Source organism: Faecalibacter bovis (assembly GCF_017948305.1).
Lineage (GTDB): Bacteria > Bacteroidota > Bacteroidia > Flavobacteriales > Weeksellaceae > Empedobacter > Empedobacter bovis.
The window spans coordinates 1,925,728-1,939,781 of the sequence record NZ_CP072842.1 but is presented as its reverse complement, the minus strand read 5'-3'; the positions used below and the strand labels follow the sequence as shown (position 1 = coordinate 1,939,781).

The 14,054-nt window shown below is 30.2% G+C and carries 16 protein-coding genes; 10 read left to right on the top strand and 6 right to left on the bottom strand.

Annotation, left to right across the window (positions count from 1 at the left end):
• The first annotated feature begins 35 nt into the window (after positions 1–35).
• Entirely contained in the window at positions 36–803 is a 768-nt protein-coding gene (locus tag J9309_RS09335) for a glycerophosphodiester phosphodiesterase family protein (protein WP_230475614.1), read from the top strand.
• Positions 804–903: 100 nt separating this feature from the next.
• Here the strand turns inward: J9309_RS09335 and J9309_RS09330 are convergent, their stop codons facing one another.
• Genes J9309_RS09330 through J9309_RS09320 form a run of 3 tightly spaced genes read right to left on the bottom strand, consistent with a single transcriptional unit; the run spans position 904 to position 3,569 of the window.
• The gene (locus J9309_RS09330) at positions 904–1,965 is read right to left on the bottom strand and encodes an agmatine deiminase family protein (RefSeq protein ID WP_230475613.1); all 1,062 of its coding nucleotides are present in this window, start codon (positions 1,963–1,965) and stop codon (positions 904–906) included.
• Position 1,966: 1 nt separating this feature from the next.
• Positions 1,967–2,671 carry a BlaB/IND/MUS family subclass B1 metallo-beta-lactamase gene (bla, locus tag J9309_RS09325; protein WP_230475612.1) on the bottom strand — a complete coding sequence of 235 codons (705 nt, stop codon included), beginning with the start codon at positions 2,669–2,671 and terminating at the stop codon, positions 1,967–1,969.
• A 22-nt stretch (positions 2,672–2,693) separates the two neighbouring features.
• Entirely contained in the window at positions 2,694–3,569 is an 876-nt protein-coding gene (locus tag J9309_RS09320) for a carbon-nitrogen hydrolase (RefSeq protein WP_230475611.1), read from the bottom strand.
• 365 nt (positions 3,570–3,934) lie between these two features.
• On the opposite strand from J9309_RS09320, the gene J9309_RS09315 reads away from it, so the two are divergent.
• The 4 genes from J9309_RS09315 (at position 3,935) to J9309_RS09300 (ending at position 6,121) form a co-directional block, all read left to right on the top strand.
• Positions 3,935–4,648: a DUF5715 family protein gene (locus J9309_RS09315; RefSeq protein ID WP_230475610.1), complete on the top strand. Its 714-nt coding sequence runs from the start codon at positions 3,935–3,937 to the stop codon at positions 4,646–4,648.
• Between the two features lie 77 nt (positions 4,649–4,725).
• Positions 4,726–5,313 (top strand): DUF5715 family protein, encoded by a 588-nt coding sequence (locus tag J9309_RS09310; protein ID WP_230475609.1) that lies wholly within the window; start codon positions 4,726–4,728, stop codon positions 5,311–5,313.
• The gene (locus tag J9309_RS09305) at positions 5,313–5,744 is read left to right on the top strand and encodes a hypothetical protein (RefSeq protein WP_230475608.1); all 432 of its coding nucleotides are present in this window, start codon (positions 5,313–5,315) and stop codon (positions 5,742–5,744) included. Before J9309_RS09310 ends, J9309_RS09305 begins: the two co-directional genes overlap by 1 nt.
• A 29-nt stretch (positions 5,745–5,773) precedes the next feature.
• Complete coding sequence (locus J9309_RS09300; RefSeq protein WP_230475607.1) at positions 5,774–6,121, top strand: MmcQ/YjbR family DNA-binding protein; 348 nt, start codon at positions 5,774–5,776, stop codon at positions 6,119–6,121.
• 27 nt (positions 6,122–6,148) lie between these two features.
• On the opposite strand, the gene J9309_RS09295 is transcribed toward J9309_RS09300, so the two are convergent.
• The gene (locus J9309_RS09295) at positions 6,149–6,661 is read right to left on the bottom strand and encodes a gamma carbonic anhydrase family protein (protein ID WP_230475606.1); all 513 of its coding nucleotides are present in this window, start codon (positions 6,659–6,661) and stop codon (positions 6,149–6,151) included.
• A 57-nt stretch (positions 6,662–6,718) separates the two neighbouring features.
• Here J9309_RS09295 and J9309_RS09290 point away from each other — a divergent pair, with 57 nt between their 5' ends.
• Positions 6,719–7,603 carry a NifU family protein gene (locus J9309_RS09290; RefSeq protein WP_394369299.1) on the top strand — a complete coding sequence of 295 codons (885 nt, stop codon included), beginning with the start codon at positions 6,719–6,721 and terminating at the stop codon, positions 7,601–7,603.
• A 290-nt stretch (positions 7,604–7,893) separates the two neighbouring features.
• On the opposite strand, the gene J9309_RS09285 is transcribed toward J9309_RS09290, so the two are convergent.
• Positions 7,894–8,475: a hypothetical protein gene (locus J9309_RS09285; protein WP_230475604.1), complete on the bottom strand. Its 582-nt coding sequence runs from the start codon at positions 8,473–8,475 to the stop codon at positions 7,894–7,896.
• 4 nt (positions 8,476–8,479) lie between these two features.
• Positions 8,480–9,262, bottom strand: a complete 783-nt coding sequence (locus J9309_RS09280) for a hypothetical protein (protein WP_230475603.1) — start codon at positions 9,260–9,262, stop codon at positions 8,480–8,482.
• A gap of 181 nt (positions 9,263–9,443) precedes the next feature.
• On the opposite strand from J9309_RS09280, the gene J9309_RS09275 reads away from it, so the two are divergent.
• The 4 genes from J9309_RS09275 (at position 9,444) to J9309_RS09260 (ending at position 14,053) form a co-directional block, all read left to right on the top strand.
• On the top strand, positions 9,444–10,481 hold the full coding sequence (locus J9309_RS09275) for an AI-2E family transporter (RefSeq protein WP_230475602.1): 1,038 nt from the start codon (positions 9,444–9,446) through the stop codon (positions 10,479–10,481).
• Positions 10,482–10,620: 139 nt separating this feature from the next.
• Complete coding sequence (locus J9309_RS09270; RefSeq protein WP_230475601.1) at positions 10,621–11,103, top strand: SixA phosphatase family protein; 483 nt, start codon at positions 10,621–10,623, stop codon at positions 11,101–11,103.
• Entirely contained in the window at positions 11,104–13,170 is a 2,067-nt protein-coding gene (ppk1, locus tag J9309_RS09265; protein WP_230475600.1) for a polyphosphate kinase 1, read from the top strand.
• Positions 13,160–14,053, top strand: a complete 894-nt coding sequence (locus tag J9309_RS09260) for a Ppx/GppA phosphatase family protein (protein ID WP_230475599.1) — start codon at positions 13,160–13,162, stop codon at positions 14,051–14,053. Before ppk1 ends, J9309_RS09260 begins: the two co-directional genes overlap by 11 nt.
• The last annotated feature ends 1 nt before the right edge of the window (position 14,054 follow it).

The window sequence follows — 14,054 nt, the reverse complement described above, 5'->3', positions numbered from 1 at the left end:
TTGTCTAATACATTTGCATTAGAATTTAACAGAAAATGATAAAACAAATAATTGCCGGAGTTGTTATATTAATAACAAGTTATACAACTGTGAAAGGACAAACGACACAAATAATTGCACATAGAGGTTTTTGGAAAACTGAAAATAATGCTCAAAATTCAATAAAAGCTTTACAAGAAGCTGCTAAAGAAAACTTTTATGGAAGTGAATTAGATATTCATATCACGAAAGATGATGTTCTAATTGTGAACCACGATCATGATGTAAACGGAGTTGTTATTGAAACCTCGAATTATTCAGATGTAAAAAATTTCACATTAAAAAACGGTGAAATTCTTCCAACTTTAAAAGAATATTTGATTGAAGGAAAAAAATATCCTCATTTAAAATTAATCCTTGAAGTTAAATCTCATCAAGATTTAAACCGTGAAAATAAAGCTGTAAAGGAAATTATTCAATTAGTAAATGAACTGAAATTAGCTGAACAAGTTGAATATATTTCTTTCAGTAAAAATATTTGTGATCAAGTTAAAATGCAAAATCCGAAAGCTTTAGTTTCTTACTTAAATGGAGATTTATCGCCGAAAGAAGTCAAAGAAAAAAGTTGGGACGGAATTGATTATAATTATAAAATTTTTCAGAAAAATCCATCTTGGATAAAAGAAGCGAACGATCTTGGTTTAATTACAAATACATGGACTGTAAATAAAGAAGATGTGATGAAAGAAATGATTGACCAGAAAATACAATATATCTCAACAGACGAACCATTAACGCTAAAACAAAAATTATCGAATAAATAAAAACGTTTTTAAAACTCCTCAAGTCTTATAATCTTCCTCATCAAAATGGTGAGGATTTTTTTTATAAAAAAAATCCGACTCTTTCGAATCGGATTTAATATTATAATTTTGGTTCTTGCTGACTTAAACAGTGGAAAGATCCTAATCCCCAAATAATGTCTGTAGAATCAATTCCTACGACTTTACGATCTGGGAAACATTTTTGAATAATTTCTAATGCAATTTCGTCTTTTGCACAACGATATGTTGGTACTATAACTGATTTATTAGCAATGTAGAAATTCGCATAAGATGCTGGTAAACGCTCGCCTTCGCAGTAAACACCATCTGGCATTGGTAATTCGATAATATTTAACGGACGACCATCTTCTAATTTCATTTCTTGTAACTGACGAAGATTTACTTGTAATAACTCGTAGTTATCATCATTTTCATCTTCTTCTACAACGGTTAAAACCGTATCTTCATTCACGAAACGAATCGTATCATCAATGTGTCCATCTGTATCATCGCCCACGATTCCATCTTCCACCCAAAGAATTTGAGAAACACCGTAGTAATTTCTTAAGAATTCTTCAATTTGCTCTTGCGAATATTCTGGATTACGATTCTCGTTTAATAAACAAGATTTAGAAGTCATCAACGTATTTTTACCATTGAATTCTACTGAACCACCTTCCATAATAATTCCTGGATAGAAAACTGGAAGATTAAATGCTTCTCCAATTTTAGTTGGAATCACATCGTCATTTTCGAATGGCGGATATTTTCCTCCCCACGCATTAAATCCCCAATCTACAATTACTTTAGGATTTTCTGTATTTTCCTTATTTACTAAGAAAGCTGGTCCGTGATCGCGACACCATGCATCGTTCGTTTCAAAAAAGTAAAATTCAACTTGCGATAAATCTGCATCTGTTTTTTCGATATGTGATAAAGCAAAAGCTTTCATTTCTTCATCTTTCACATTGATGCGAACTTTCTCACCTTTTGATAATTCAGCAATAAATTGCGCGTATGCTGGATAAATTAAGTGAATACGATCTGGCCAAGATTCTTCTTTGTGTGGCCAAGATAACCACGTTGCTTCGTGCTCTTCCCATTCAGCCGGGAAACGATAACCTAAATCTTTAGGAAATTTTGATGTATCTATTGTGTTCAATTTAATTCTGATTTAAAAGTTTTAAGGTATGTTCTAAATGTCCTTGCATTTTCCAATTGTCATGTCCAGCAATTACTAACTTGATTTTTGGATATTGATTCATTAATTTTTGAATCGTCTTTGGCCAAGCATTTACATCAGCTTCTCCAATATATCCTAAATCTGTGGCATCTGTACTTTTCACTAAACAACCACCATTTAAAATTTGATATTTGGGTAACCAAACGACCGTATTGTCAGATGTGTGTCCTTTCCCAAAATATTCAATTATGAAACGTTCACCTCCAATTTTATAATTTTTACCTAATTCAATTACATTTGTTGCAATCGCTTTTCCATTAGCTTTTAAAATAGAGTTCGTCTCTTTTGTTGCATAAGTTGGAATTCCCATTTTATTGTAATATTCAAATCCACCTGCTCGATCTTCATGAGAATGAGAAGCAAATACAGCAATTACTGGTAACAGATGTTTTTTCTGTATTGAATCTAAAATCGGTTGATATTGGGTTTTATCCCAAGGTGTATCAAATAGAACAATTCCTTTTTTTGTTACTAAATACATTCCATTAGCTGCATATTGCTTCCCATTAAATGTATTAAAAGTAGAATGAACAAATACTTTTGAATGAATTTGTTCAATAATTAAAGGTGCACTTTGTGCGTATAAAAATGTACTGAATAGAAAAATTATTCCTATCCAATACATCTTAAAATATTTTATGTTGAAATTAATCTTCATCAATAAATCGCTTCGTAATCGGAGCGTAAGTTTCGATACGACGATCTCTTAAGAATGGCCAATGCTTGCGGAAGTAATCAGATTCGTTTAAATCTAATTCTACAACTTCAGTTTCCTCATTATCATGTGAAGCTAAGTATAATAATTTCCCTTGCGCATTTGTAGCGAATGAACCTCCCCAAAATTTCATTGCTCCATCTTGTTCAAAACCACAACGGTTAACAGAAATAACTGGAACTCCATTTGCAACTGCATGCGAACGTTGAATTATTTGCCATGCGTTGTATTGATCTTGGTTAGTTTCCTCGTCTTGTGTTGTATCCCAACCAATTGCAGTTGGATAGAATAAAATTTCTGCACCCATTAAAGCTGTAATACGAGATGCTTCTGGATACCATTGATCCCAACAAATTAAGACACCAATTTTACCAAATTTAGTATCAAATACTTTGTAACCTAAGTCACCTGGAGTGAAGTAGAATTTCTCGTAGAATGCTGGATCATCTGGGATATGCATTTTACGGTATTTCCCTAAATATTCACCATCAGCATCTAAAATTGCAGTTGTATTATGGTATAAACCTTGTGCACGTTTTTCAAATAAAGATGCGATAATTACAACGCCTAATTCTTTTGCAACGACTGACAAAGCATCAGTTGATGGACCAGGAATAGATTCTGCTAAATCGAAATTATCATAATCTTCAACATCGCAGAAATATAATGATGTAAATAATTCTTGTAAACATACGATTTGAGCACCTTTAGCAGCTGCTACTCTAATTTGCTCAATCGCTTTATTTAAATTTTCTTGTTTGTCTTTAGTACAAGTCATTTGTACCATTCCAACTTTAACTTTTGCCATTTCGAAAATTGATAAATAGTTGTATAAATGTAAACAACAAAAATAGTGATATTCTTTTATAAAAATTATAAGAAAATCTTAATTAAACATGGTTGGATTTGACTTGAATTTATTTTGGTTAAATTTTTATAAATAAACAATTCTACTCAAAAACCTGATTCGTATTGGTTTAAATTATCGACATCTGAAAATCATATTTTTCAAGGATATGTAATTTTAAACACGAGATATTAATCAATCTCTTAATATTTATCCTAAATAACCTGTAAACTTTCTAATTTTAAGATAATATTAAATTTTTATTATAACTTTTCTATTCCAAAAGGAATAATTTTGCTCTTGGTTTGAAAAAAGATAAAACGAAAATGAAAAATTTACTGTTAACTATCTCATTAATGAGTAGTTCATTTATGATGGCTCAAACTGACGCTTCTTTTGTTTCCAACAACAATTTATATCATTACATTTCTAACTTCCCTAATTCAAATTCAGTTGAAACGGAAACAGAAACTATCCCGTTAGCTGAAGTTGAGATTAAAGTTGCAAAGAAAATTACGTACGAAGATCATTTACACGAAGCTGAATCCTTTGATATTCCGTTGATTTTGAATAATGAACAAATGGATTCCTTAGTATTAGCAAATCATTTATTAGCTGTTCCTGAAGAAGGCGAAGGATATAAAATCCAGAAATTAACACACTCTAAAGCCTATTTAAACGAAACTTCTTATTTAATACTTAAAGAAATCTCTTCTATCTTTTATAAAGAAACAGGTGTCGAGTTAAGTATTTCTTCTTTAACAAGAACACTTGAAAATCAAAATAAATTAAGACGCGTAAATAGTAACGCAGCAAAAGGCGATAGTTCGCATAATTACGGAGCTTCTTTCGATATTTCTTATGCAAAATATGGCGATAAAATCGGTAGAAATTATGCCAACGAAAAACTATTACAAACAATTTTAGAAGAGTTCGCTGCTGATGGTAAAATTTATTTTATCAAAGAAAGGAGGCAACCCTGTTTTCACATTACAGTGAGAAACTTTAATCCTGTATTGAAAGATATTTCTAAAAAATAACTACAAATCCTACTCTTCAGTAGGATTTTTTCGTAGATAAGGTTATATTAGTTTATATTTCCTATTATTTTTGCAAAATGTATAGAAAATTTTCATTTTTACTATTAATATTAATCATTACAGGTTTCCAATTTTCAAATGCTCAAGGAAGAAAGATCATTCCTCCAAGTGAAGAGTATAAAAAACATTTAAATGCAGCTAAATCTCATAATCTTGATTTAGTCAAAGACAAAAAGCATTTAGATAAATTGGTAAATCGTGGAAAATTGGTTGCTGTAAAACAACGTGGTTATGGTTGGCGTGTTGCCGATTTAACGCATAGTCATGGTTATTTGATACCGAAAGGTCAACAAGTTTTACGTGATATTGCCCGCGAATTTGTTAAAGAAACAGGTCAAAATTTCTTTGTTGTTACTTCTCTTACTCGTACGTTAAAAGATCAAGATCGTTTGCGTGGTGTTAATGGTAACGCATCTTCTAATGATAGTGCGCACAATTATGGTGCTTCTTTCGATATTTCTTATGTTAGATTTAATCATAAATTAGGTAGAAATGATCAGTTAGATAAAGAATTAAATCGAATTTTAACTGGATTTCAAAATTCAGGACGTATCTATTTTGTGAAGGAACGTTTGAGTAAATGTTATCATATCGTAATTAGATAATGAAATCGTTGTACATTATCTTTTTATCAATCTTTATATTTTTTGGTTGTTTAGATGCAAATGTGAATGGAATTATCATAAATGATTCCTTATTAAGTCAGCAATCTTATAATAAAAATCAAACGCTTAAAAAGATAATAATTCGTTGCCTCAATCAAGAATCTTCAGCATTTAAAGATCTTCAATCATTTGAATGTGGTGGAGCTGCAGGTTGTTATAATTTAGGATATATATTAACACAAATCATCTTTAAAATTGGTGAAGATAATTATATCAAAACTACCTCTCAATTACCTCATCAAATCCAAGAGTACTTAAAAGCTTTTATACGAGTTGGATTAGAATACGGAGATAATAATTATGATGGTGTGATGGATAATTTGAGAATTAAATCTACATTTCCTAAAATAGATCAAATAAATCTTCAATAATTTCTTAACTTCAATTCAAATCACAATATATGAATATCGAAGAATTGAGAGATTTCTGTTTGTCGCTCCCAGCTGTTGAAGAAAAATTTCCATTTGATCAAAATACTTTGGTTTTTTATATCGCTGGAAAAATGTTTTGTTTATCAAATATCAACGAATTTGAATCTATCAATATTAAATGTAATCCTGAAATTGCGATTGAATTGAGAGAAAAATTTCAGGCTGTTTTACCCGGATATCACATGAATAAAAAACATTGGAATACTATAAAAGTGAATGAAGATGTAAAAGATGATTTAATCAAACAATGGATTAAAGATTCCTATAATTTAGTGATCCTTACTTTACCAAAATCAAAAAGACCCGATTTAATATAAAAAAAGCAGAACTTAAGTTCTGCTTTTCTATTTGTACCAACTACTATACATTAAATAATTATTGGCAATACGTTCAATTTCGCCTTCTTTTAAACTTTGTGGTACATCTTTAACTTTTACTGCTGGTACACCAGCCCACAATTCACCTTCTTTTACATGTGTCCCTTTTGTAACAACAGCTCCTGCAGCAATTAAAGAGTTAGATTCTATTACACAATCATCCATTACAATTGCTCCCATTCCGATCAATACATTATCATGAATGGTACAACCATGAACTATTGCATTATGACCGATTGAAACATTATTCCCAATTGTGGTAGGTGATTTTTGATACGTTGCATGGATCGTTGCATTATCCTGGATGTTTACTTTATTTCCCATTTTGATGTAATGAACATCTCCACGAATAACTGCCGAAAACCAAATAGAGCAATCATTGCCCATTTGCACGTCACCAACAACAACAGCGTTATCTGCTAAAAAGCAGTTTTCACCCATTATTGGTTGTTTACCATTTAATTCTTTTATTATAGCCATAAAAAATATTATTATACATCAACAAAAATATAGAACTAAATCTATAAATTTGTATCAATTATGAGAGTATATACAGAAAATACACCTAATGAAAATGTGTTAAAATTCGTTTGTGACGAAACATTAACGCAAGGTGGAGTTGAATTTACAAAAGATTCAGCTGCTACCGAATCACCACTTGCACAAGTTTTACTTACTATACCATTTATTAAACAAGTATTTATCACTGCAAATTTTGTAGCGATTGAAAAAATTGATGCAGTTAGTTGGGACGATGTAAAAGACGATTTATTAGAAATTGTTAATGAGCATTTAGAGGAAGGAATTGTTTTATATCAGCAAAAAAAACAACCTTATACGGTCTATGCTGAAATGACGCCAAATCCTTCCGTAATGAAATTTGTTGCTAATGCACCATTAGTTCCAGAAATTATTGAAATTAAGGATAAAGAAAAAGCGGCAGGTGTTCCTTTAGCTGTTGCCATCTTTAAAGAATATCCATTTATTAAAGAAGTTTTCCTAACTGAAAATTATGTTTCTTTAACAAAAGATGATTCTGAAGATTGGGATTTATGGACAATGGACGTACGTTCTTTCATCTTAAATTATTTACAAGCTGGTGGAATTGTTTTTGAAGAATTCTACGAATTTAAAACAGAAGCTCCTGAAGAAGTTGTTGTAAAACCAAGAGAAGAATTTACAGATATTGAAGAACAAATTAAATCTATTTTAGATGAATATGTTCAGCCAGCGGTACAAAACGATGGTGGAAATATTGAATTAATTGGTTTTGATGTTGAAACAAGAACTGCCAAAATGTTATTACAAGGTGCTTGTTCTGGTTGTCCATCTTCAACTGCTACTTTAAAAAACGGAATCGAAGGTTTATTAAAACAAATGATGCCTGATGTAGTGGATAATGTAGAAGCCGTTAATGGATAAATCTCAAATTTTGTAAAAAGTAAAACCTCAGATTAATCTGAGGTTTTTTTTTATCTTAATAATCCTGAATCAATCAAAAAGTAATATCCACTATTTAAAAAAACATAGAAAACTAACATTTTAATTGATAACCTAAATTTTCGGTTAATTAATAATTGTATCAGATCGATACAAGCTGCGAAAAACAAAAAAATCACAAATAGAAATAATCCTCCTTGAATAGAAAATACTATAAATAATAGTAAACTAATTACGAAAGCAATAACATATCTTATAAATAATTCCAAAGGCTATTCGTTATAAAAATCTATCGATTGACGGTAATTATAAATCATTAAACGACGTCTGGCTTCTATATCGTTAATGCGGAAAGATGTAACGTCATCAATCATAAAATACAAGTTTCCTTCGTCCTGACCATCAGCTCCGATACATCGCAAAGAAAAATCTTCGTCCGTTACATCGTTTACAAAACCAGAAAATTGAGTTTCGTTATTAATTGAAATTCTTACAATATAATCTTGTTCGCCTTTAATTTCATTCAGGGTATGAAAAATCCAGTTTTCTTCTTTTGGAATATTTAAAACTACCTCATTTTGTAAATCTAAATCAGCATTATTTTCAAAAACATATTGCAAACATTTACAATAATCGTCTTTATCAATACGACGAATTTTATAAATAGGTTCTATAATTAAACCATCTTTTTTCCCGAATTTAGAGATGTGTTGCATGACGAAAAACTCATCATTAACATCTACAATATACCCAGCCCTAAAATCGGAAGCTGCAGGATCTTGAAATATTGCAATTATAGATTGCTCAACTTTAGATTGCTGGAGCAATGTTGAGAATTTTGAATTCATATTCATATCATTACTTTTTTCGAACTACAGTTGCTTCAAAAATCTCAGGTTTCCATTCTGATTTTTCGTGACCAACAATTTTTATTTTCTTGTAAACTTCCTCAGGTCCTGCCACAATCATAGTCATTTGAGAAGGATCTTTTAAGTTTTTTTCATTTAAAGCATATGTAATAATTACATTTTTCTTTGTTGTTGGTTTCACCAAATCTCTTAAATAAGTTTCAGCGTCAGCCGGAGTTTTAAACGTTTCATCTTTCTTTATAGAAACTTCAAAAGTACCTTCATAATCAAAAACTGGTTCATATAATAAAAACACTTTTTGATCTAAATCAATCGCTTTTTTTGCTTTTAAATATTCTTTTTCTGACTTGAAAGTTTTTAATTCAATTTCATATTCAAAAGGAAATTGTTTCGCTATATTCTCTAATTTATCAGCATCAAAAGAATACGCAATCCCGTTATTGAAAACATTATATAAACGTGGATTCACCAACCATTGATCTACAATTTTACGATCTTTAATTGCATAAATCATAAAATGATTAGAATCTGTTACCTTATTTTCTAATTCATAACCATGTTCCAAATTTAACTTTATACCACTAATACTTTTCGCATCGTTGATGAAGAAATTATATTTTTCGTAAGATTTGTCCGTATTATAATCGGCAGCCATTCCAACTAAAATCGTTTTCTCATCAAAATTCACTTTATCAATTAAAGTTTGTTGAGCTTGAACAATGTTAATTGACGAAACAAATAATGAAGTGGCAAGTAAAAGTCTTCGTATCATTTTTTAATGTTTTAAGTTTAATATGAATTTCTAAAAGTAATATTTATTTATAAATTTTAATATAGAAATGTGATTTCCTAAATATAGAGAATATTGATTTTTATTAAAACGGTTTGAATTATGCTTTTTAATAAAATTTAGCATTGATTTTGATAATGAAAATAAAACCAAAACCGCCATTATGAACAACAATAAACAATACATTTCCAATAATGTATTACTACAACTTGGATTTTTGATCTTAATCTTAATTGTTTTTGGATTAATTCTTAAAAATGTATTTGCATTTATACCAGGTATTTTAGGTGCAATATGTCTTTATGTTTTACTATTTAATCCCCTAAATTGGCTTACACAAGAAAAAAAAATAAATAAAACCGTTAGTGTAATCCTACTTATCATAACCAGTGCAATCTGTATTATTTTACCCTTGTATATTTTGATACAAACCTTAACAAATAAGGTAATGATCATGTTGAATGATACAAATAAAATTGAAGCTCAGATTAGAAAATTGATTGATTTGTTAAACAAACAATTCAACATCGACATTTTTAGTGAGAATAATATTTCCAAACTCGCACAAGTAACAACGACCATTCTTCAAACATTATTAAATGCATCGTTAGATATGTTTATACAACTAGGTGTGGCATTTTTATTGGCTTACTTTATGTTGATTAAACACAAGAAATTAGAGCAATCATTTTATCAACATATACCACTAAAAACAAGAAATTTAAAGAATATGAATTCCGATTTACGCCAACTTGTTATTTCTAACGCGATTGGTGTTCCATTAACGGCTCTTATTCAGGCAATAATCGCATATATTGGATTTCTAATTTTTGGCGTTGAAGAAGCTTTCACTTGGTTTATTCTTACCATTTTTGCTTCCATGCTTCCCGTTGTTGGTGCAGCATTAATTTATATTCCTTTAGTAATTTTACTTTTTATACAAGGCGATAATACAAACGCAATTGGTTTATTACTTTATTGTTTTTTAATTGTAGGACTTTCAGATAATTTAATACGTTTTATGCTTCAGAAAAAAATGGCCGATGTGCATCCTTTGATTACAATTTTTGGTGTAATTATAGGAATTAATTTGTTTGGATTTATTGGGATTATTTTCGGACCAATTTTATTTTCTGTTTTCTTATGGCTTATTAAACTTTATAAATCAGAGTTTGTGGATCCAAATCCAGAAGATGAATAAAATGGTTTCCACATTACTGCTCAAAAGTGTTATTATTTACAGAGATAATCGCAAAATATCCTTTTGATGCGATACAAACTTTAAAATTAACTATATTTAGTCATCAGTTAAACTGGTGACTTTTTTAATTCAAACCTCTATGAAAAAACTCATCTTATTTCGCCACGGAAAAAGTCGTTGGGATGAAGGTCTTTCTGATCAATTTCGTTCATTAAATGAAAAAGGAATTGAGCGCACTAATTTGTCTGCAAATAAATTAGCTGAAATTTTAGATTTTGAGCCTCAACATGTTTTTTCAAGTACGGCTACAAGAGCTAAAGAAACTGCTGAGATCACCAAAAAAATTGTTTTTCCAAAAATCGAAATTCAATTTGATAGTGAATTATATACATTTTCACATTTTAATCTAAAAAATTGGATAAAATCAACTGACAATGCATTAGATCATTTAATCATTTTTGGACATAATCCAGCATTTACGGATATTGCATATGATTTAGGATCTGAGTTTATACTTAATATTCCAACTTCAGGCGTTGTTTGGATTGAATTTATGACTGATAATTGGAATGATATTATTAGAGGAACAACAAAACACGTGATCTTACCTAAAGAATTATAAATGAAAAAATACATCAATAGAGACATTAGTTGGCTAAAATTTAATGCGAGAGTATTACAAGAGGCCGCTGATGAAAATGTACCATTACTGGAAAGAATTCGATTTTTAGGAATTTACTCGAATAACTTAGACGAATTTTATTCTGTTCGTTATTCTGCTATTTTACGCTCTATTCAGTTAAAAGACGTGGAAAAAGTTTATAGTAACATTGTATCTGATCAAACTGACGAAGAATTAATTGAAGAAATTAATACAATTGTTACAGAACAGCGTGAGAAATATGATCAACTATATGAAGATTTATTTAAAAAATTAGAAGATCATAATATTTATGTGATTGATGATAAAACTTTACCATTAAAATACAAAGACTTCATTACTGAATATTTCAATGACGAATTTATTCATAACGTTGGTGTTTTCGTTTTAAATGATAAAATAAAAATCCCTCAATTACGTGACGGTTCATTCTATTTAGCTGTAAAAATGACGATAAAAGACGAAGCTAAATATGCTTTAATTATCGTACCAACTAATTTATTTGATCGTTTTATTCTGTTACCAAAATGGGGTGAAAAATTTTATATCATGTACATCGAAGATATAATTCGCTACCATTTAAATGATATTTTTAGAACGTTTCATTATGATTCTATCGAAGCACATTCGATTAAAATTACGCGTGATTCTGAGTTAAACTTTGATAATGATTTAGAACATTCATTGTACGAAAAAGTAATTCATAGTTTAGAAGAGCGTAAAAAAGGTGATCCTGTACGCTTAGTCTATGACCGAGAAATTGCTGATGACACGCTTCAATATTTTTTAGAAAAGTTAGGATTAGATGATTATGACAGTATCATTCCAGGTGGAAAATATCACAATAAACGAGATTTAATTGGGTTTCCTTCTTTCGGAATTCAAGGTTTAACGTACAATAAAATCAAACCTATTGTACAAAAAAGACCAACCAAGTTTAAAAGTTATTTCCAAGCATTTACAGAAAATGACGAAATGATTTTTGCTCCATATCACGATTATTCTTTATTACTGAAATTTTTGCGTGAAGCTGCAATTGATCCAAAAGTCAAAAAAATAAAATTAACTGTTTATCGTGTTGCTAAAGATTCGCAAGTGATGCATACGCTTATAAATGCGGCGATGAATGGTAAAGAAGTAACAGCTATTTTAGAATTACGTGCTCGTTTCGATGAGTCGAACAATGCCATGTGGTCTAAAAAATTACAAGAAGCTGGCGTAAACGTAATTTTCGGTGTTCCTGGATTAAAAGTTCACTCAAAAATTGCATACATCGAGCGTTTACCTGAAGAAGGAATTGCTGAAAAATTTGCCATTATTAGTACTGGAAATTTCCACGCAAAAACAGCTAAAATGTATACAGATTATACTTATATCACTTCAAATCCTGGAATTACGAAGGAAATTGATCAAGTGTTTAACTTTTTTGACAAAAACTATTTAATTCAAACGTATCATCATTTAATCGTTTCTCCACACGGAACGAGAAACAAAATTATTAAGGCGATTAAACGAGAAATTAAAAATCAAAAAAGTGGTTTAGAGGCTGAAATCAACATGAAATTGAATAGTTTAGCAGATAAAGAAATAATTGATTTATTATATAAAGCTTCGCAAAAAGGTGTGAAAATAAGATTGGTTGTTCGTGGAATCAATTGTTTAATTCCAGGAAAGATTGGTCTTTCAGAAAACATTGAATGTGTAAGTGTAATTGATAAGTTCTTGGAACATCCACGAGTTTATTGGTTTAAAAATGCTGGTGAAGATAAAGTGTACATTTCATCTGCCGATATGATGACGAGAAATCTTGATTATCGTGTAGAAGTTGCTTGTCCGATCTATGATCAAAATATTAAAAAAATAATCATCGATACATTTAATTTGAGTTTTAATGATAATGTTAAAGCCAGAATTATTGATGAAAACAGTTCATTAACATACCGCCAAGATGAAGAACGTTTTAACCGTTCACAATTCTCTACGTATGAATATTTACAACAATTAAATGAGGATATAAATGAAAATTAGGAAACTTGGAGCGATCGACATCGGATCGAATGCAATGCGATTACTAATCAATTTTGTTTACGAAGAAGAAGGTAAAGCTCCAGTATTTAATAAAACAAGTATCGTTCGCATGCCTATTCGTTTAGGGCATGATGTTTTTACAGATGGTAAAATTTCTGATACGAATATAGAACGTATTTGTGACGCCATGCATTCCTATGCATTGATGATGAAAGTGTATGGAGTCGAAGAATATCGTGCGTATGCTACTTCTGCTATGCGCGAATCTATAAACGGTGAAGATGTTGCCAAAAAAGTAAAAGAACATTGTGGTGTAAATATTCAAATTATAAATGGAAAAACTGAAGCCGAATTACTTTTTTCAACTGAATTAAGTTCATTCGTAAAAGACAATAAAACTTATTTATACGTTGATGTTGGTGGTGGTAGTACAGAATTAACTTTATTAAAAGACAATAAAATATCAGCTTCAAAATCGTTTGAAGTTGGTACGGTTCGTTTGTTAGACAATAGAGTTGATCCGAAGACTTTTCCAGAAATGGAAGCTTGGTTAAAGGAAAATGTAAACAACGAAGAAATCGAACTTATAGGTTCGGGTGGAAATATTAACCACGTTTACAAATATTCTGGTGTAAAAATTGGGGTTCCGTTAGGAGCAGCTTACGTTAAGAAGCATTATAAGATTTTACAAACAATGACTGCTGATGAACGTATGCAAAACTTCAATATGAAGCCTGACCGCGCAGATGTTGTTGTATATGCCTTAGAAATTTATACAAATGTGTTAAAATGGTCAAAAGCAACGAAAATTCACGTACCGAAAATTGGACTTTCAGACGGAATTATTCGTTCTTTATATCAAGACATTTCAAAAAAGAAATAAT

What these genes read in the sequence shown, in the direction of transcription:
- J9309_RS09335 (WP_230475614.1), top strand. Translation starts at nt 36, where the DNA reads ATGATAAAACAAATAATTGCCGGAGTTGTTATATTAATAACAAGTTAT.
- bla (WP_230475612.1), bottom strand. Translation starts at nt 2,671, where the DNA reads ATGTATTGGATAGGAATAATTTTTCTATTCAGTACATTTTTATACGCA.
- J9309_RS09320 (WP_230475611.1), bottom strand. Translation starts at nt 3,569, where the DNA reads ATGGCAAAAGTTAAAGTTGGAATGGTACAAATGACTTGTACTAAAGAC.
- J9309_RS09315 (WP_230475610.1), top strand. Translation starts at nt 3,935, where the DNA reads ATGAAAAATTTACTGTTAACTATCTCATTAATGAGTAGTTCATTTATG.
- J9309_RS09310 (WP_230475609.1), top strand. Translation starts at nt 4,726, where the DNA reads ATGTATAGAAAATTTTCATTTTTACTATTAATATTAATCATTACAGGT.
- J9309_RS09305 (WP_230475608.1), top strand. Translation starts at nt 5,313, where the DNA reads ATGAAATCGTTGTACATTATCTTTTTATCAATCTTTATATTTTTTGGT.
- J9309_RS09300 (WP_230475607.1), top strand. Translation starts at nt 5,774, where the DNA reads ATGAATATCGAAGAATTGAGAGATTTCTGTTTGTCGCTCCCAGCTGTT.
- J9309_RS09295 (WP_230475606.1), bottom strand. Translation starts at nt 6,661, where the DNA reads ATGGCTATAATAAAAGAATTAAATGGTAAACAACCAATAATGGGTGAA.
- J9309_RS09285 (WP_230475604.1), bottom strand. Translation starts at nt 8,475, where the DNA reads ATGAATATGAATTCAAAATTCTCAACATTGCTCCAGCAATCTAAAGTT.
- J9309_RS09280 (WP_230475603.1), bottom strand. Translation starts at nt 9,262, where the DNA reads ATGATACGAAGACTTTTACTTGCCACTTCATTATTTGTTTCGTCAATT.
- J9309_RS09275 (WP_230475602.1), top strand. Translation starts at nt 9,444, where the DNA reads ATGAACAACAATAAACAATACATTTCCAATAATGTATTACTACAACTT.
- J9309_RS09270 (WP_230475601.1), top strand. Translation starts at nt 10,621, where the DNA reads ATGAAAAAACTCATCTTATTTCGCCACGGAAAAAGTCGTTGGGATGAA.
- ppk1 (WP_230475600.1), top strand. Translation starts at nt 11,104, where the DNA reads ATGAAAAAATACATCAATAGAGACATTAGTTGGCTAAAATTTAATGCG.
- J9309_RS09260 (WP_230475599.1), top strand. Translation starts at nt 13,160, where the DNA reads ATGAAAATTAGGAAACTTGGAGCGATCGACATCGGATCGAATGCAATG.